Source organism: Pseudomonas sp. QLc11A (assembly GCF_052112305.1).
Taxonomy (GTDB): Bacteria; Pseudomonadota; Gammaproteobacteria; order Pseudomonadales; family Pseudomonadaceae; genus Aquipseudomonas; species Aquipseudomonas laurylsulfatiphila.
This window is the reverse complement of sequence record NZ_JAVAJJ010000008.1, coordinates 237,661-254,574: the sequence shown is the minus strand read 5'-3', so window position 1 is coordinate 254,574 and position 16,914 is coordinate 237,661. Positions and strand designations below refer to the sequence as shown.

At 62.9% G+C, this 16,914-nt stretch carries 15 protein-coding genes; 12 read left to right on the top strand and 3 right to left on the bottom strand.

Features of this window, described 5'->3' with window-relative positions; all coding sequences use genetic code 11:
* Together Q8X48_RS14645 and Q8X48_RS14640 are read left to right on the top strand one after the other, a co-directional pair.
* A partial coding sequence (locus tag Q8X48_RS14645; RefSeq protein WP_407802768.1) for a transcriptional regulator occupies nucleotides 1-560 on the top strand: 560 nt, incomplete at its 5' end.
* 125 nt (nucleotides 561-685) lie between these two features.
* Nucleotides 686-925, top strand: coding sequence for a hypothetical protein (locus tag Q8X48_RS14640; protein ID WP_407802322.1), 240 nt, complete (start codon nucleotides 686-688; stop codon nucleotides 923-925).
* A 66-nt stretch (nucleotides 926-991) separates the two neighbouring features.
* Here Q8X48_RS14640 and Q8X48_RS14635 read toward each other — a convergent pair whose 3' ends face one another.
* Nucleotides 992-2,293: an ATP-binding protein gene (locus tag Q8X48_RS14635; protein WP_407802323.1), complete on the bottom strand. Its 1,302-nt coding sequence runs from the start codon at nucleotides 2,291-2,293 to the stop codon at nucleotides 992-994.
* 4 nt (nucleotides 2,294-2,297) lie between these two features.
* Entirely contained in the window at nucleotides 2,298-2,999 is a 702-nt protein-coding gene (locus Q8X48_RS14630) for a response regulator transcription factor (protein ID WP_007970971.1), read from the bottom strand.
* Between the two features lie 267 nt (nucleotides 3,000-3,266).
* Here Q8X48_RS14630 and Q8X48_RS14625 point away from each other — a divergent pair, with 267 nt between their 5' ends.
* The 10 genes from Q8X48_RS14625 (at nucleotide 3,267) to Q8X48_RS14580 (ending at nucleotide 15,443) form a co-directional block, all read left to right on the top strand.
* A complete protein-coding gene (locus Q8X48_RS14625; protein WP_407802324.1) occupies nucleotides 3,267-4,424 on the top strand; it encodes an efflux RND transporter periplasmic adaptor subunit in 1,158 nt (385 codons plus the stop codon).
* 15 nt (nucleotides 4,425-4,439) lie between these two features.
* A complete protein-coding gene (locus Q8X48_RS14620; RefSeq protein ID WP_407802325.1) occupies nucleotides 4,440-7,538 on the top strand; it encodes a multidrug efflux RND transporter permease subunit in 3,099 nt (1,032 codons plus the stop codon).
* 191 nt (nucleotides 7,539-7,729) lie between these two features.
* Nucleotides 7,730-8,371, top strand: coding sequence for a DUF1345 domain-containing protein (locus Q8X48_RS14615; protein WP_407802326.1), 642 nt, complete (start codon nucleotides 7,730-7,732; stop codon nucleotides 8,369-8,371).
* 76 nt (nucleotides 8,372-8,447) lie between these two features.
* Entirely contained in the window at nucleotides 8,448-9,287 is an 840-nt protein-coding gene (locus Q8X48_RS14610) for an AraC family transcriptional regulator (protein WP_407802327.1), read from the top strand.
* A gap of 53 nt (nucleotides 9,288-9,340) precedes the next feature.
* On the top strand, nucleotides 9,341-9,949 hold the full coding sequence (locus Q8X48_RS14605; RefSeq protein WP_407802329.1) for a LysE family translocator: 609 nt from the start codon (nucleotides 9,341-9,343) through the stop codon (nucleotides 9,947-9,949).
* 140 nt (nucleotides 9,950-10,089) lie between these two features.
* Nucleotides 10,090-11,115, top strand: a complete 1,026-nt coding sequence (locus Q8X48_RS14600; protein ID WP_407802330.1) for a LacI family DNA-binding transcriptional regulator — start codon at nucleotides 10,090-10,092, stop codon at nucleotides 11,113-11,115.
* Between the two features lie 167 nt (nucleotides 11,116-11,282).
* Nucleotides 11,283-12,065 (top strand): sugar phosphate isomerase/epimerase family protein, encoded by a 783-nt coding sequence (locus tag Q8X48_RS14595; RefSeq protein WP_407802331.1) that lies wholly within the window; start codon nucleotides 11,283-11,285, stop codon nucleotides 12,063-12,065.
* The gene (locus Q8X48_RS14590; RefSeq protein WP_407802332.1) at nucleotides 12,058-13,071 is read left to right on the top strand and encodes a sugar kinase; all 1,014 of its coding nucleotides are present in this window, start codon (nucleotides 12,058-12,060) and stop codon (nucleotides 13,069-13,071) included. The genes Q8X48_RS14595 and Q8X48_RS14590 overlap by 8 nt, the downstream gene beginning before the upstream one ends.
* 74 nt (nucleotides 13,072-13,145) lie before the next feature.
* Entirely contained in the window at nucleotides 13,146-14,444 is a 1,299-nt protein-coding gene (locus Q8X48_RS14585) for an MFS transporter (protein ID WP_102675164.1), read from the top strand.
* A gap of 21 nt (nucleotides 14,445-14,465) precedes the next feature.
* The gene (locus Q8X48_RS14580) at nucleotides 14,466-15,443 is read left to right on the top strand and encodes a 2-hydroxyacid dehydrogenase (protein WP_407802333.1); all 978 of its coding nucleotides are present in this window, start codon (nucleotides 14,466-14,468) and stop codon (nucleotides 15,441-15,443) included.
* Nucleotides 15,444-15,603: 160 nt separating this feature from the next.
* Here Q8X48_RS14580 and Q8X48_RS14575 read toward each other — a convergent pair whose 3' ends face one another.
* Nucleotides 15,604-16,791 (bottom strand): pyridoxal phosphate-dependent aminotransferase, encoded by a 1,188-nt coding sequence (locus Q8X48_RS14575; RefSeq protein ID WP_407802334.1) that lies wholly within the window; start codon nucleotides 16,789-16,791, stop codon nucleotides 15,604-15,606.
* Nucleotides 16,792-16,914 lie beyond the last annotated feature (123 nt).

Sequence of the window (16,914 nt, the reverse complement as noted above, 5' to 3'; positions counted from 1 at the left end):
CCATGCTTGCCACGCTTCCCTCCCCCGCCCGCCCCGGGCTCAGCCGACGCTGGTTCCTGGCCGCCGCGGCCGGGCTGCTGGCTGGCGGCGTGCTGGCGGACCGTTTGTTCCTCGGCTGGCGAGCGAGTCAGCAGACTCACAGCTGGCGCGGTCTGGTGGCCGACTACATGGCGCTCTACGTGCCGGAAACCCTGGATCACCTGCCCGCTGATGAAGCCTCCCAACGGGCCCAACTGCAGACCATCGATGCGCGCCTGGGCCTCGACCTCGCGCCGGCAAAACTGAGCCTGCCCCGTGCCGAGTTCAAGCGGGCGCAAATCCTCGAGTACGACGGCGCCCCCATCGCCCAGATCACCTACCTCGATCCGGCGCACGGCCCCATGGCGTTGTGCGTGACCCGCTCCAACAGCGGCAGCCGCCATTTCGCCCGGGAACAGCGACGCGAGCTGAACATCGTGTATTGGGCGGACATGGAGCACGCCTGGATGCTGATCGGGCATCAGCCAATGACGGATCTGGAGGAGATGGCCAAACTGTTGCGGGGCCGGTTGAGCGCTTGATACGCAGGCACAGGTTTGCGGGGGCGTAAAAAGCCCCCGCAAACCATCATGTTGTACTGCGGCCGACGCCCGACTTCTCAAGGTCTTGTACCCTTGGCGGCACACCATCCACCCCGCTCGTCATCGTGAATCTCACCGCATCGCCGACAAGAAAACAGGCGTTACCCTCTGCGGTCATGTTCGGTCCAATCCGGATCGCCAAGGTGCAACAGCCGCCATCAGGCATGACCATCGCAAATTTTGTCGACACGCTTTCGACCTTGACTTCCCTGATCGCACTGATCGTGCCCTGCCCGCAGGTTTTTATTATTGGCGCGCCCATTCGTCCCTCCAGCCTCGCCGCCTGTATTGACTTCGCAGGCTAATGAGACCCGTAAGCGTGGCACCTTGCTACTGTCAAACCTGACAGATGATGCGGCCGTTTGTCGAAATCAGACCGGCAATGGCAACCACAAGCGAAACCGCGCCCCGCCCAGCGGCGAGGCTTGCACCGTCAGCGTGCCGCCCTGGGCTTCCAGGGCGCGGCGGCTGATCGCCAATCCCAGCCCGAAACCACCCGTGGCGCGGTCTCGACTGCGGTCGAGACGGTAGAAGGGTTCGAAAATCCGCTCGCGCTCGTCATCCGGAATGCCGATACCGTCATCGTCGACCCAGATTTCACAGCCGCCGGCACAGACCTGCACACCGATCTGGATACGCTTTTCGCAGTAGCGCATGGCGTTGCGCAGCAGGTTTTGCAAGGCGCGGGCGGTCAGGCGCGGGTCGAGGTTGAAGCGTTCGAGCTGGCCGTGCAGCAGCACGTCGATGACAATCTCCGGGGATTCCAGCTCCTCGTCGACGCTGCCAAGGATGCTGTCGATGAACTCATCCAGCGACACTTCGACCCGCTCCGGTAGTCGCGCCGGGTTTTGCAGGCGACTGTAGGACAGCAGCTCCAGCACCAGCTCATCGAGCTCCCGGATGTGCGCCACCAGGCTTTGCAGGCGTTCGCGGCTGGCTGCCGGCAAGTCGTCGGACAGCGCCAGCGCAAGGCCAAAATCCAGGCGCGTCAGCGGCGTGCGCAACTCGTGGGACACCGCATTGAGCAAGTCGCGCTGCTGGTTGAGCAGGTTCTCGATGTCGCCGGCCATGGTGTCGAACACACTGGCCAGGCTGCCGATGTTGGAACTCGGGGAGATTTGCGTGCGCTCGCCCAGGTGGCCCTTGCCAAAGCGCTCGGCCGCGCCCTTGAGGCGTTCCAGGTCACGCCAGTGCGGGCGCAACCACAGCAACAGGCACGCGAGCATGGTCGCGCCGATCAGTACGTTGATGCTCCAGTACAACAGGTTGACGTCCAGCGGGTCCGGCGGCACCACCATTTGCACCACGGTGCGCTCATTCAGCGGCGCAACCGCCAGCGTGCGCCAGCCCCAGTCACCCACGCGCACAACGTTCTCGCCCCGCTGCAAGCGCTGCTGCTCTTCGGGCGTCAGGCTGCTGTCATCGTTACCGCTGAGCACGATGTGCAGCGGATTGAAGTCCTTGTCCATCTCAGCGGCCAGGGCCGGCCACTGTTCGGCCGGGGCCGCGTGAAACTGTTTGACGATCAGCGTTTGCAGGCCACGGGAGTAATCGAGGTTGTAGGTGACAAAGCGCTCCTGGAACACCTTGACCACCAGATCCGGCACCAGATAAATCGCCGCGCTGAACGAAACGATGGTCACCAGGTACAAGCGAAAGAGGATTCTGAACATCGGCTCAGCATTCCCACTCGGAACGGCTGAACAGGTAGCCCTTGCCCCATACGGTCTTGATCTTGCGCGCCTCGCCGGCGTGGTCGTCGAACTTGCGCCGCAACTTGGAAATCGCCACGTCCACCGAACGGTCGGTGCCGTTGAATTCGATGCCGCGCAGGCGTTGCAGGATCTGGTCGCGGCTCAGCACCTCCCCGGCATGCCGGGCCAGCACCACCAGCAGGTTGTACTCACCGCTGGACAAGTCCACCAATTGCTCGCGCCAGGTCACGGTGCGTTCGGACAGATCGATGCACAGGTTGCCCATCAGAATGCGGTCGTTGGCGGTCTGCGGCTCGCTGAGGCTGCTGCGGCGCAACAGGGTCCGCACCCGCGCCAGCAGCACCCGTGGCTCGCAGGGTTTGGTCACGTAATCGTCGGCCCCCATTTCCAGGCCCAGTACCTGATCGTGGCTGTCGTCGCGGGCGGTGAGCATCAGGATCGGCAAGGTCGCCGAATCGGCGCGCAGCAGGCGACAGACTTGCAGGCCGTCGAGGCCGGGCAGCATCAGGTCGAGGATCACCAGGTCCGGCGGATTGAGCCGCGCACGTTCGCGCACATGGTCACCGCGACCGATCACGCTGACGGAATAACCGTTGCGCTCCAGGTAGCTGGCAATCAGTTCGGCGAGGGCGGTGTCGTCTTCGACCAGGAGGATGTTGGGCATGGGGTGTTTCCAGAAAGAGCCGTGGCGTCTGCATTGGCCTCTTCGCGAGCAGGCTCGCTCCCACAGGGGACCGCATTTCAAATGTGGGAGCGAGCCTGCTCGCGAAGGCGGCCTGACAGGCGCAATAAAGTTCAAGGACTGAAGGATATACGCCCTCACTCGTCTCCGAGTAAAACCCTTACACAATTTCACACAGCACCAACAAAGCTTCACCGCTACCCTCGCCTGCGCCCAGTAGGATGCTGGGAGTCTTTATTGGGGTATTACATGTCGAAGAATCTGCTTGCCAGGCTCAGTCTGATTGCTCTGGCGTTGACACTGGCCGCGTGCGACAAGGCCTCGAACGCCGAGGAACAGGCGCCGCTGGCCACGGTTCGCATCGAGACCATCGAAGCACAACCACTGACCATCAGCAGCGAACTGAGCGGACGGATTGCCGCACCACGCATGGCCGAAGTGCGTGCCCGCGTGGCCGGCGTAGTCCTGCAGCGCACCTTCCGTGAAGGCAGTGACGTGAAACAGGGCGATGTCCTGTTCCGCATCGACCCGGCACCGTTCAAGGCCGATCTGGACAGCGCCGAAGCAGCGCTGCGCAAGGCCGAGGCCAACGCGTTCCAGGCCCGGTTGCAGGAACAGCGCTATGCCCAGTTGATCGACGACAAGGCCATCAGCGGCCAGGACTACGACAACGCCCGGGCCAACGTGCGACAGACCGCCGCCGACGTCGCGGCCAACAAGGCTGCGGTGGAGCGGGCGAAACTCAACCTCGGCTACGCCACCGTCACCGCGCCGATTTCCGGGCGCATCGGCCGTGCGCTGGTCACCGAAGGCGCGCTGGTCGGGCAGAACGAAACCACGCCGCTGGCGCTGATCCAGCAACTCAATCCGATTCATGCCGACCTGACCCAGTCCACCCGTGAGCTCAACGAACTGCGCCGCGCCTTCCGTTCCGGCCAGTTGCAGCAGGTCGGCCAGGACCAGGCCAAGGCCACGCTGATTCAGGATGACGGCAGCCTCTACCCGCTGCCGGGCAAAATGCTGTTCAGCGACATCACCGTCGACCCGGGCACCGGCCAGATCATCCTGCGCAGTGAGTTCCCCAACCCCGACCTCGACCTGCTGCCCGGCAGTTTCGTGCGCGTGCGCCTGGAACAAGCGGTCAACCGCCAGGGCATCAGCGTGCCGCAACGGGCCATCCAGCGCGACAGCGCGGGCATCGCCCAGGTGCTGCTGCTCGACGCCGAACAGCGCGTCGGCCAGCAACCGGTCGAACTGGGCGCCGTGCAGAACGATCGCTGGATCGTCACCGGCGGCCTGAAAGCCGGCGACCGCATCGTCATCGAGGGCCTGCAGCACGCCCGCCCCGGCGAGAAAGTGCAGATCGACGACTCCCCTCTTCCACTTGCCCAGGTGACTGGTCAGTAAGCAGGACGCTTTTTTATGCCGCAGTTCTTTATCGACCGCCCGGTGTTTGCCTGGGTGGTCGCGTTGTTCATCCTGCTGGCCGGTGCCCTGGCCATTCCGCAGTTGCCGGTCGCCCAGTACCCCGACGTCGCGCCGCCGCAGATCGAAATCTATGCCGTGTACCCCGGCGCTTCGGCGCAAACCGTGGACGAAAGCGTGGTCAGCCTGATCGAGGAAGAACTCAACGGCGCCGATCACCTGTTGTATTTCGAATCCCAGAGCAGCCTCGGCAGCGCGACCATCAAGGCCACTTTCCAGCCGGGCACCAACCCGGAACTGGCGCAGGTCGATGTGCAGAACCGCCTCAAGGCCGTGGAGTCACGCCTGCCGCAAGCGGTCATCCAGCAAGGTTTGCAGGTGGAGAAAGTCTCCTCCGGTTTCCTGCTGTTGATCACCCTGACCTCCAGCGACGGCAAACTCGACGACGTGGCGCTCAGCGATTACCTGGCGCGCAATGTGATGAACGAGATCAAGCGCCTGGACGGCGTCGGCAAGGCGCAGCTGTATGGCGCCGAGCGGGCGATGCGGATCTGGATCGACCCGCAGAAACTGCTCGCCTTCAACCTGACGCCAGCGGACGTCAACGCCGCCATCGTCGCGCAAAACGCCCAGGTGTCGGCCGGCAGCATCGGCGATCTGCCGACCCGCACCACCCAGGAAATCACCGCGACCATTCTGGTCAAGGGTCAGTTGTCGACCCCCGAAGAGTTTGCCGACATCGTTCTCAAGGCCAACCCGGACGGTTCGACCGTGCGCATCAGCGATGTGGCGCGGGTCGAGATCGGTAGCCAGGAATACCAGTTTTCCACGCGCCTGAACGGCAAGCCGTCCACCGCCGTCGCCGTGCAGTTGTCGCCGGGCGCCAACGCCCTGAACACCGCGACCCTGGTGCGGGCGAAGATGGATGAACTCAAGCGCTACTTCCCGGCGAACGTCGAGTACTCGATCCCGTACGACACCTCCCCCTTCGTCAAGGTCTCGATCACCAAGGTGGTCTACACCCTCTTTGAAGCCATGCTGCTGGTGTTCGCAGTGATGTTCCTGTTCCTGCAGAACATCCGCTACACGCTGATTCCGACGCTGGTGGTACCGGTGGCGTTGATGGGCACCTTTGCGACGATGCTGGCGCTGGGGTTTTCGATCAACGTGCTGACCATGTTCGGCATGGTGCTGGCCATCGGCATTCTGGTGGACGACGCCATCGTGGTGGTGGAGAACGTCGAGCGCATCATGGCCACCGAGGGCCTGTCGCCCAAGGAAGCCACGCGCAAGGCCATGCGGCAGATCACCGGGGCCATCATCGGCATCACCCTGGTGCTGGTCGCGGTGTTCATTCCGATGGCGTTCATGCAAGGCTCGGTCGGGGTGATTTACCAGCAGTTCTCGTTGTCGATGGCCACCTCGATCCTGTTCTCGGCCTTCCTCGCCCTGACCTTGACCCCGGCCCTGTGCGCGACGCTGCTCAAGCCGATTGCCAAAGGCGAGCACCACGAAAAGAGCGGATTCTTCGGCTGGTTCAACCGCCGCTTCGAGCAACTGACCGAGCGCTATCAAGGCTGGGTCGCCTACGCGTTGAAACGCACCGGGCGCTACCTGTTGATCTACGGCGTGCTGCTGATCGGCCTGGGCCTGGCCTTCAGTCGCCTGCCCTCCTCGTTCCTGCCGGTGGAGGACCAGGGTTACACCATCACCGACATCCAGTTGCCACCGGGCGCGAGCAAGAACCGCACGGTGCAGGTGGCCGAGCAGGTGGAAGCACACAACGCCGGTGAGCCGGGCATTCGCGACAGCGTGGTGATTCTCGGGTTCAGCTTCTCCGGCAGCGGGCAAAATGCGGCGCTGGCGTTCAGCACGCTCAAAGACTGGTCCGAGCGCGGCAGCGACGATTCGGCCAGCTCGATTGCCGACCGGGCCAACGTCGCCCTCAGCCAGATCAAGGACGCGGTGACCTTTGCCGTGCTGCCACCGCCCGTGGATGGCCTGGGTACGTCCAGCGGCTTCGAGTTCCGCCTGCAGGATCGCGGTGGTCTCGGCCATGAGAAGCTGATGCAAGCGCGCACCGACTTGCTCGCGGCCGCCGAAAAAAGCCCGATCCTGATGAACGTGCGCGAAAGCGCCCTGGCCGAGGCGCCGCAGGTGCAACTGGTGGTCGACCGCAAGCAGGCCAACGCGCTGGGGGTGTCCTTTGCCGACGTCGGCAACGTGCTGTCCACGGCCGTGGGCTCGGCGTACATCAACGACTTCCCCAATCAGGGGCGGATGCAGCGCGTCGTGGTGCAGGCCGAGGGCGACCAGCGCAGCCAGGTGCAAGACCTGCTGAAGATCCACGTGCGCAACACCCACGGAAAAATGGTGCCCTTGTCAGCCTTCGTGCAGGCCAAATGGACCCAGGGCCCGGCGCAGTTGACCCGCTACAACGGCTATCCGGCGATCAGCATTTCCGGTGAACCGACGCCGGGCCACAGCACAGGCGAAGCCATGGCCGAGATCGAGCGGTTGGTGGCGCAAGGCCCGGCGGGCCTGGGCCAGGAATGGACCGGGTTGTCGCTGCAGGAACGCCTGTCCGGCAGCCAGGCGCCGATCCTGCTGGGGTTGTCGCTGTTGATCGTGTTCCTGTGCCTGGCGGCGTTGTACGAGAGCTGGTCGATCCCGACCTCGGTGCTGCTGGTAGTGCCGCTGGGTGTGCTCGGCGCGGTGCTGGCCGTGACCTTGCGCGGCATGCCCAACGATGTGTTCTTCAAGGTCGGGCTGATCACCATCATCGGCCTGTCGGCGAAGAACGCGATCCTGATCATCGAGTTCGCCAAGAGCCTGTACGACGAAGGCCACGACCTGGTCGACGCCACCCTGCAAGCGGCCCGCCTGCGGTTGCGGCCGATCGTCATGACTTCGCTGGCGTTCATCCTTGGCGTGGTGCCCCTGGCGATCGCGACCGGCGCCAGTTCGGCGAGCCAGCAGGCCATCGGCACCGGGGTGATCGGCGGGATGATCACGGCGACGCTGGCCGTGGTGTTCGTGCCGGTGTTTTTTGTGGTGGTGATGAAACTGGTGCGCAAGCGCCATAAACCATACTGACCAACACCACAAAAACCTGTGGGAGCGGGCTTGCCCGCGATGAGGCCGTCACATCCAACATCAATGTTGCCAGACGGTCCGCCATCGCGGGCAAGCCCGCTCCCACAGGGATCTCATTGGTTTCAGGAATATAGTCAGAACTGACCACCCTGGGCTAAGGTGATTGCATCGCCCCAACCCGTCGAGCCTCCATGCCCTACCTCACCCACACCCACCCTCGCCTGTCCGCCGCCACGACGCTCGGTATCGCGGCGGGCATCCTGGTTCCGGCCGATTCGGTGATCAGTAAAATCCTCATCGGCTGGAATGCCGGAGTCTGGACTTACCTGATCCTGATGTCCTGGCTCACCGTGCGTTCAAAAGCGACCGACGTGAAACGCATCGCCGAAATCGAAGATGAAAACGCCGGACTGGTGCTGTTGGTGGTGTGCATCGCGGCATTGGCCAGCCTGGCGACTATCACCTTCGAACTGGCTGGCAGCAGAGACCTTGAAACCACGCGCAAGCTCCTGCACTACGGCTTCACTGCTTTTTCGGTGATCGGCTCGTGGCTGCTGATCGGGGTGATTTTCAGCGTGCACTACGCGCGCCTGTTTTACACCTGGGAAGGCAAAGAGCCGGCGCTGCGCTTTGCTGAAGGCCTGACGACGCCCAATTACTGGGACTTCCTGTACTTCTCGTTCACCGTCGGCGTGGCGGTGCAGACCTCGGATGTCGGCGTGGCGACCCGTGATTTGCGCAAGATCGTGCTGGCGCAGTCGCTGATCGGTTTTCTGTTCAACACTGCCATCCTCGGGTTCTCAATCAATATTGCGGCGGGCCTGTTCAACTGATGCCTGCACAAACGTTCTAGTCATCGCACTTGCAGCAGGCGTTAAATAGCTCGGCAATCCGCCCCGCAGGTGCAAGATGAGCCCTCACAACTGGATCGACCTGTCCCAGGACGCCGACACCGGCATCGAGACTCTGCGCGCGCATTTCGAAGGTCACGCCTACGACCCGCACTGGCATGACAGTTATCTGGTGGGCGTCACCGAGCAAGGGGTCCAGCAATTCAATTGCCGACGGGCCAGGCACCAGAGCACGCCGGGCAAGGTGTTTTTGCTCGAGCCCGGTGACATCCATGACGGTGACGCACCGACCGCCGACGGTTTTACCTACCGCATGCTGTACCTCGATCCGCAGTGGTTACAGCGCGAACTCGGCGCCGTGTTCGATCATGCCCCCGACAACAGCCAACTGAGTTTCGCCGCCACCCTGGCCTGCGATGCGCGCCTGGCCCAGGCCACCAGCCTGGCGTTTGAAACCCTGCATCGCGGTGAGCTGAAGATCGTCCGCCAGACCGCCCTCGACACGTTGCTCGAGCGCCTGACCAGCCACTTGCATTGGCGCGCACGCGATGGCCAGGACCCGCGTCTGCCGCGCGTGGCGCAGAAGGCCCGGGACTACCTGCATGCCAACGCGCAATACGACATCGGCCTCGATCAACTGGCAGCCGTCACAGGTGTCGACCGCTTCCGCCTGACCCGCGCGTTCAAGGCCGCTTACGGCATGGCGCCCCACGCGTATCTGGTGCAATTGCGCCTGGCAACCGCCCGGCGAATGCTGGCCCGAGGCGAGCAACCGGCGACGGTGGCGATGGCGCTGGGCTTTGCCGACCAGAGCCATCTGGGCCGATGGTTCGTGCGCGCCTACGGCCTGACACCGGCGCTGTACCGCAAGCGCTGCTCAAATCTTCCAGACAAGTAACGCCGGGGATTGTGAAGATCGGTTTCACTGATCTTTACCGGAGTTTGCCCGCGATGCTCTCTTCTTTCCCGACGTTGCTGCCCTTCCTGCTCTTTGCCTTTGTGGCGTCCATCACACCCGGACCGACCAATATTCTGGTGCTCAGCAACAGTGCCCGATACGGCTTGGGCGCCGCTCTGCCGATTATCTTCGGCGCCTGCGCCAGTGCCGCGACGCTGGTGTTGCTGGTGGGCACGGGCGTTGGCTCTTCACTGACGGCCTGGCCCGCGTTGCAAAACGTCATGCAATGGGTCGGGGTAGCGTGGCTGAGTTATCTGGCCTGGCAGATCATCCGTTCGCCGGCCGAAGCCATCAGCACGCAGAAAACCGCTGCTCGACTGGGTTGGGTGGGCGCCGCCAGCCTGCAATGGATCAACCCGAAAACCTGGATGATGGCGCTGGCGGTGGTCAGTGTCTTCGCTGGAGCGGGCGAAGATCGGCTCGTCCATGTGATCAATCTTTCATGGGTGTTCTTTCTGGTTTCCTTGCCCTGCCTGGGGGGCTGGGCGCTGCTCGGTGCCGGGTCGAGTCGCTGGTTGCGCTCGCCCCGGGCCATGCAACGTTTCAATCGCTGCATGGGCCTGGTGCTGCTGGGTTCAGCGTGGCTGAGTGTGCTGGCCTGAACGCCACCGGTCAGTGTTTTTTCGACAATCGACAATCCGGGGCTTGACGGCGAATTGGCTTTTGGTGTCTTCTGAAACCGGTTTCAGCGCTATCTCACGAAGCGCTCGACCTTATAAATCCAATAAGAAGGTTTCAGACCGTGAACGATTTCTCCGCCGCCCAGCGCAGCCGCGTGACCATGCTCGACGTGGCCGAACACGCCAAGGTCTCCAAGGCCAGCGTTTCACGGTTCATCGGCGAAGACCGCGCCCTGCTCTCCGATGCCATCGCCCAACGCATCGAGCAGGCGATTGCCGAACTGGGCTATCGCCCGAACCAGATGGCCCGAGGCCTGAAACGCGGGCGCACCCGCCTGATCGGCATGCTGGTGGCCGATATCCGCAACCCTTATTCAATTGCCGTGATGCACGGGGTGGAAACCGCCTGCCGTCAGCACGGCTATAGCCTGGTGGTGTGCAACACCGACCGCGACGACGAGCAAGAGCGCCAGCACCTGGCCCTGCTGCGCTCGTACAACATCGAAGGCCTGATCGTGAACACCCTCGGTCATCACCGTGACGAATTGCACGAACTGCACCGGGAAATGCCCCTGGTGCTGGTGGACCGCAAGGTCGAGCACCTTGAGAGCGACATGGTCGGGCTGGACAATCCGGCAGCCGTTGAAATGGCCCTTGCGCATCTTGAAGAACGCGGCTACCGCGACGTGTTGATGGTGACCGAACCGTTCGATGGCACCAGTTCACGGATCGAGCGGGTCGCCAGTTTCAAGGCGCAAATTGCCCTGCGCCCGGCCCTCCATGGCAGCCTCATCGAAACCGGCAGTGAACTGACCGCAAAACTTGCAACCTTCCTCGACACGCCCGGCCCCGGCCCGAAAGCGCTGTTTTGCGCGAACGGCATTGCGGCGCTGACCTGCACCCATGCGTTGCGTGAACTCAAGTGCAACCTGTTCGAGGATGTGGGCTTGATCGCCCTCGATGACCTGGATTGGTATCCGTTGGTGGGTAGCGGGATAACTGCGCTGGCCCAGCCAACAACCGAGATTGGCGCCAGTGCGTTTGAGTGTTTGCTCAAGCGGCTGCGGGGGGATGACGGGGCAGTGCGGACGCTGGATTTTTCGGCGCGGTTGATTGTCAGGGGGTCGACCCTTGGAAATTTTCGGTGAATGTTCCGGCCCCTTCGCGGGCAAGCCCGCTCCCACAGTGATTTGTGTCGTTCACAAATGCTGTGTACCCCAGAGATCCTGTGGGAGCGGGCTTGCCCGCGATGGGGCCCTAAAAATCACCCTTTTTTTTGAACAAAAATGAAACCGGTTTCAGAGGTAAAACAACAATGAACAAACCCGCCGTTTCCATCAGCCTTTCCAGCTACGGCGCCGACCTGGTGCGCCAGCGCGGCCAAGGCAGTTTTATCGAAGTACTGGCCGCCGCCGGCGCCACGCGTATTGAGTGGCGCGAGGAATTGCTGACCATTGAGGACCCCGTTCAACTGGCCAATGCCACTCAGGCAGAAGGCCTGGAGAGCGTGTATTCATCGCCAATGGAACTCTGGTTGGCCGGACAATCCAGGCCCAATCCAGCACTGATCACCGCCCTGCAACGCGCCCAGGCGTTCGGTGCCAAATGGCTGAAAGTGTCCCTGGGTTATTTCACTGACAACTGCGACCTGCACGCCCTCGCCCGGCTGCTGGACGCCAGCCCCGTGCAGTTGCTGGTGGAAAACGACCAGACCCTGCACGGCGGGCGCATCGAACCCTTCCAGCGCTTTTTCACTGAGGTCGAGCAACACCACTTGCCGATCAAGATGACCTTCGATATCGGCAATTGGCACTGGCAGGACCAGTCCGCCGCCAGCGCCGCGCGCCTCCTCGGACGCCACGTCGGCTATGTGCACTGCAAAGCGGTTACGCGTCGTGCCGACGACAAGCTGGTCGCCATCGCGCCGACCGCCAGCGACTTGCATCAGTGGGAACAGCTGCTGGGGCACATGGCCCAAGGCGTCATGCGGGCCGCGGAGTATCCGCTGCAAGGCGATGACCTGGTGCAACTGACCCGCGAACACGTGGCGGCCCTCGCCCGCCTCGGCCAGGCGCAACGGGAGAGTGCTCATGTCTGAGATCGATATTCTGTCCTTCGGCGAAACCATGGCGATGTTCGTTGCCGAGCAGGATGGCGACCTGGCCAGCGTTGGCGCCTTCCACAAACGCATCGCCGGGGCTGACAGCAATGTGGCGATCGGTTTGTCCCGGCTTGGCTTCAACGTGGCATGGCTAAGTCGGGTCGGTGCCGATTCGTTGGGCCGGTTCGTGGTCGACACCCTGGAAAAAGAAGGCCTGGATTGCCGTCACGTCGACATCGACACCGCCCACCCGACCGGTTTTCAACTCAAGTCCCGCACCGACGATGGCAGCGACCCGGTGGTCGAGTACTTCCGCCGTGGTTCGGCGGCCAGTCACCTGTCGCCGCACTCGATCGTGCCCGAGTTGCTCAAGGCCCGACACCTGCACGCCACCGGCATTCCCCCGGCGCTGTCGGAGTCGGCGCGGCAGATGTCGTTCGAGTTGATGACGCGCATGCGCGAGGCCGGGCGCAGCGTGTCCCTCGACCCGAACCTGCGCCCGAGCCTGTGGGCCAGCGAACGACAAATGATCACCGAGATCAACCGCCTCGCCGCCCTCGCCCATTGGGTGCTGCCGGGCTTGAGCGAAGGTCGATTGCTGAGCGGTTTCGAAGACCCGGCCGACATTGCCGCCTTCTACCTCGACCAGGGCGCCGAAGCTGTGGCGATCAAGCTTGGACCGCACGGTGCTTACTACCGCACCCATCTTGATCAAGGTTTCGTCGCTGGCGTGCCGGTGGCAACGGTGGTCGATACGGTGGGCGCCGGCGATGGTTTTGCCGTCGGCATGATCAGCGCGCTGCTGGAAAACCATAGCTTTGCCGAGGCCGTGAAACGCGCCAACTGGATTGGCAGCCGTGCGGTGCAGAGCCGGGGGGATATGGAGGGGTTGCCTACCCGATCCGAAATGCTCAGCGAATTCGAGGCCGCCATCGCGGGCAAGCCCGCTCCCACAGGTTTTGCGTCGGACTCGATCCTGTGGGAGCGGGCTTGCCCGCGATGAGGCCAGCACAGTCACTGAAGATCTAAACACCGTTACCTGCTGCGACAAAAACAACAAGCTCAGGAGCACCACTCATGAAAACCGCAACGCTCGCCACCCGCCGCTGGTGGTACATCATGCCCATCGTGTTCATCACCTATAGCCTGGCGTATCTGGATCGCGCCAACTATGGGTTCGCCGCCGCGTCCGGCATGGCGGCGGACCTGATGATCACACCAGGTTTGTCGTCGATGCTCGGCGCGCTGTTCTTCCTCGGCTACTTTTTCTTCCAGGTACCCGGCGCGATCTACGCGCAGAAACACAGTGTGAAGAAGCTGATTTTCGTCAGCCTGATCCTCTGGGGCAGCCTGGCGACCTTGACCGGGATTGTCTCCAATGCCTACTGGCTGATCGTCATTCGCTTCATGCTCGGCGTGGTCGAAGCGGCCGTCATGCCGGCGATGCTGATCTACCTGTGCCACTGGTTCACCCGCGCCGAACGCTCGCGGGCCAACACCTTCCTGATCCTCGGCAACCCGGTGACCATGCTCTGGATGTCAGTGGTCTCGGGCTACCTGGTGCAGCACTACAGCTGGCGCTGGATGTTCATCGTCGAAGGTTTGCCCGCGGTGTTGTGGGCATTCATCTGGTGGCGCCTGGCCGATGATCGTCCGTCACAGGCCAAGTGGCTCAACGATCAGGAAAAGCAGGATCTGGAAAGCGCACTGGCCGCCGAACAGGTCGGCATCAAGGCCGTGAAGAACTACGCCGAAGCCTTCCGCTCTCCCAAAGTGATCATCCTGGCCCTGCAGTTCTTCTGCTGGAGCATTGGCGTGTACGGTTTCGTGTTGTGGCTGCCGTCGATCCTCAAGGCCGGCGCGCAGATGGACATGGTCCAGGCCGGCTGGCTGTCGGCGCTGCCGTACCTGGCGGCAGTGATCGGCATGCTGCTGGTGTCCTGGGGTTCGGACAAACTGCAAAAACGTAAACGTTTCGTCTGGCCGCCACTGCTGATTGCCTCGATCGCCTTCTATGGCTCCTACGCCCTGGGTGCCGAACACTTCTGGTGGTCCTACACCCTGCTGGTGATTGCCGGCGCCTGCATGTACGCGCCTTACGGCCCCTTCTTCGCGATCATCCCGGAGATCCTCCCGGCCAACGTCGCGGGTGGCGCCATGGCGCTGATCAACAGCATGGGCGCCCTCGGATCGTTTGGCGGTTCCTATCTGGTTGGTTACCTGAACAGCTCCACCGGCTCGCCGGGTGCGTCGTACCTGTTGATGAGCGGCGCGTTGATGTTCTCGGTGGTACTGACGATTTTCCTCAAGCCCGGCGCCAGCGACCGGGAGCGGCCCTCGGCCACGGTAACGCGCGCCGCCACGGCACATTCCTGAATTGAAGTTGAGATCCCGAAGATGAAAAAGCAGGTCGTCCTCTACAAGAAACTCTCGCCGCTATTGATGGCTCGCTTGCACGAGCAGGCCGAAGTGACGCTGGTCGAAAACCTTGATGCCGAGGGCCTGGGCAAACTGCGCGAGGCCCTGCCCCTCGCTCACGGTTTGCTCGGTGCCAGCCTGAAGCTGGATGCCGAACTGCTCGACCTGGCGCCCGACCTACAAGCCATTGCCAGCGTCTCGGTGGGCGTCGACAACTACGACATCGACTACCTCACCGAACGGCGAATCCTGCTGAGCAACACGCCGGATGTGCTCACCGAAACCACCGCCGACACGGGGTTTGCACTGATCCTGGCGACCGCCCGGCGGGTAGTGGAACTGGCGAATCTGGTTCGCGCCGGCCAATGGAACCGCAACATCGGCCCTGCGCATTTCGGCAGCGACGTGCACGGCAAAACCCTGGGCATCATCGGCATGGGCCGTATTGGCGAGGCCCTGGCGCAGCGCGGGCATTTCGGGTTTGGCATGCCGGTGATCTACCACAGCCAGTCACCGAAACCGGCAGTGGAACAGCGGTTCAATGCGCGCTATCGAAGCCTGCCGGAACTGTTGCAACAGGCCGATTTCGTTTGCCTGACGTTACCGCTGACCGCTGAAACCCAAGGGCTGATCGGCGCAGAGCAGTTCGCCCAGATGCGTCCCGAGACCATCTTCATCAATATTTCGCGGGGTAAAGTGGTGGACGAAGCGGCGCTGATCGAAGCCTTGCGCACGGGCCGGATTCGCGCGGCGGGGCTGGATGTGTTCGACCACGAACCCTTGAATCAGGACTCGCCGTTGCTGCAGTTGAACAACGTGGTGGCCACACCACACATCGGCTCGGCCACCCATGAAACACGGGAGGCCATGGCCAGGTGCGCGGTGGACAACCTGTTGGCGGCGCTGGCCGGTGAGCGGCCGGCCAATCTGGTGAATGTTGGGGCGTGGAAGGGCTGAGGTATTCGGTGCCTGTCAGGCAGCCTTCGCGAGCAAGCCCGCTCCCACAATGGATTTGCTGTGAACACAGTACTTGTGAACAATAAAGATCAAATGTGGGAGCGGCGGTGCGACGATTCGACTTGCTCGCGAAGAGGGCAGCACAGGCAACACAAATCCTTCAGGCCCGCCGCACCTCCAGCAAATCCGTCGCACACAAAGCAATGCGCCGGCATGCATCAGCCAGCTTCATCTGATCCACCACCAGACCGATGCGGATATGTCCCGCCGCACTCGGCCCGAATGCTTCACCGGCCAACACCGACACGCCATAACCTTCCAGCAGTCGCTCGGCGAAGCGCTGGGCCGATAACCCGGTCTGGCGCACATCGACCATCACGAACATTCCGCCGTCCGGGCGTATCGGCTTGAGCCCCGGGCATTGCCCCAGGCTTGCACACACCAGGTCGCGGCGCTGGCGATACTCTTCACGCATCGAGGCCACTTCCGGCAGGTCCCGGTCCAGCGCCAACTGCGCAGCGTTCTGCACGAAATCCGGGATACCGAACAACATGCTCAGCGACAAATTGACCAGGTGACCCGCCATGGGCTTGGGCCCAATCACCCAGCCCACCCGCCAACCACTCATGGCGTGGGATTTGGACAGGCTGTTGATCGTCGCGGTGCGCTCGGCCATGCCCGGCAGGCTCGCCGGGCTGATGTGCTGGCCTTCGTACAGCAAGTCGCTGTAGACCTCGTCACTGATCAGCCACAAATCGTGACGAATGCACAGTGCCGCCAGCTCTTGCCAGATGGCCAGTGGCAAACTGGCGCCGGATGGATTGTTCGGACTGTTGAGCAGTATGGCGCGTGTCTTGGGCGTGATCCGCGCCGCGACATCCAGCGGGTCGACGCGAAACCCGTTCTGCGGGCGCACAGGCACCGGGACCACGGTGGCCGCACACGCGCCGATCACGCCTTCATAGGTCACGTACATCGGCTCGGCGACAATCACTTCATCGCCCGGGTCGAGCAGGCACTGCGCCACCGAATACACCGCGCACTGCGCCCCCGGAAAGACGATCACGTGTTCGCCATCCACCACCTGGCCACTGCGTTGCCGATGCCGGCGGGCAATGCTGTCGCGCAGCCCTCGACTGCCGCGCACTTCAGGGTAGTGCGTATCACCGGCCAACAGGCTGGCGATGGCGGCCTGGACAATGGGTTGCGGCGTATCGAAGTCGGGGTCGCCAATGGACAACAGCAGGACGTCGACGCCCTGTTCGCGCAAGTGCAGCGCTCGATCGTGAATCTGCCAGGCCGCCGCACCGTCACCGGCGATTCGTTGGGTCAAGGCTGAGTAGCGCATGTTGTTCTCCTGTCGCGCGGGTACTCCAAGCCACAACCCTATCTCAAATCACGAAACGCGCCAGCATGGCGTTCAAATCCACCCTCGAAATTGCCATCGGGGACTTTGTGGCGAGGGGGCTTG

Bases quoted from the DNA above. Each gene is read 5' to 3' on its own strand.
- Q8X48_RS14635 (WP_407802323.1), bottom strand. From the start codon at position 2,293: ATGTTCAGAATCCTCTTTCGCTTGTACCTGGTGACCATCGTTTCGTTC.
- Q8X48_RS14630 (WP_007970971.1), bottom strand. From the start codon at position 2,999: ATGCCCAACATCCTCCTGGTCGAAGACGACACCGCCCTCGCCGAACTG.
- Q8X48_RS14625 (WP_407802324.1), top strand. From the start codon at position 3,267: ATGTCGAAGAATCTGCTTGCCAGGCTCAGTCTGATTGCTCTGGCGTTG.
- Q8X48_RS14620 (WP_407802325.1), top strand. From the start codon at position 4,440: ATGCCGCAGTTCTTTATCGACCGCCCGGTGTTTGCCTGGGTGGTCGCG.
- Q8X48_RS14615 (WP_407802326.1), top strand. From the start codon at position 7,730: ATGCCCTACCTCACCCACACCCACCCTCGCCTGTCCGCCGCCACGACG.
- Q8X48_RS14610 (WP_407802327.1), top strand. From the start codon at position 8,448: ATGAGCCCTCACAACTGGATCGACCTGTCCCAGGACGCCGACACCGGC.
- Q8X48_RS14605 (WP_407802329.1), top strand. From the start codon at position 9,341: ATGCTCTCTTCTTTCCCGACGTTGCTGCCCTTCCTGCTCTTTGCCTTT.
- Q8X48_RS14595 (WP_407802331.1), top strand. From the start codon at position 11,283: ATGAACAAACCCGCCGTTTCCATCAGCCTTTCCAGCTACGGCGCCGAC.
- Q8X48_RS14590 (WP_407802332.1), top strand. From the start codon at position 12,058: ATGTCTGAGATCGATATTCTGTCCTTCGGCGAAACCATGGCGATGTTC.
- Q8X48_RS14585 (WP_102675164.1), top strand. From the start codon at position 13,146: ATGAAAACCGCAACGCTCGCCACCCGCCGCTGGTGGTACATCATGCCC.
- Q8X48_RS14580 (WP_407802333.1), top strand. From the start codon at position 14,466: ATGAAAAAGCAGGTCGTCCTCTACAAGAAACTCTCGCCGCTATTGATG.
- Q8X48_RS14575 (WP_407802334.1), bottom strand. From the start codon at position 16,791: ATGCGCTACTCAGCCTTGACCCAACGAATCGCCGGTGACGGTGCGGCG.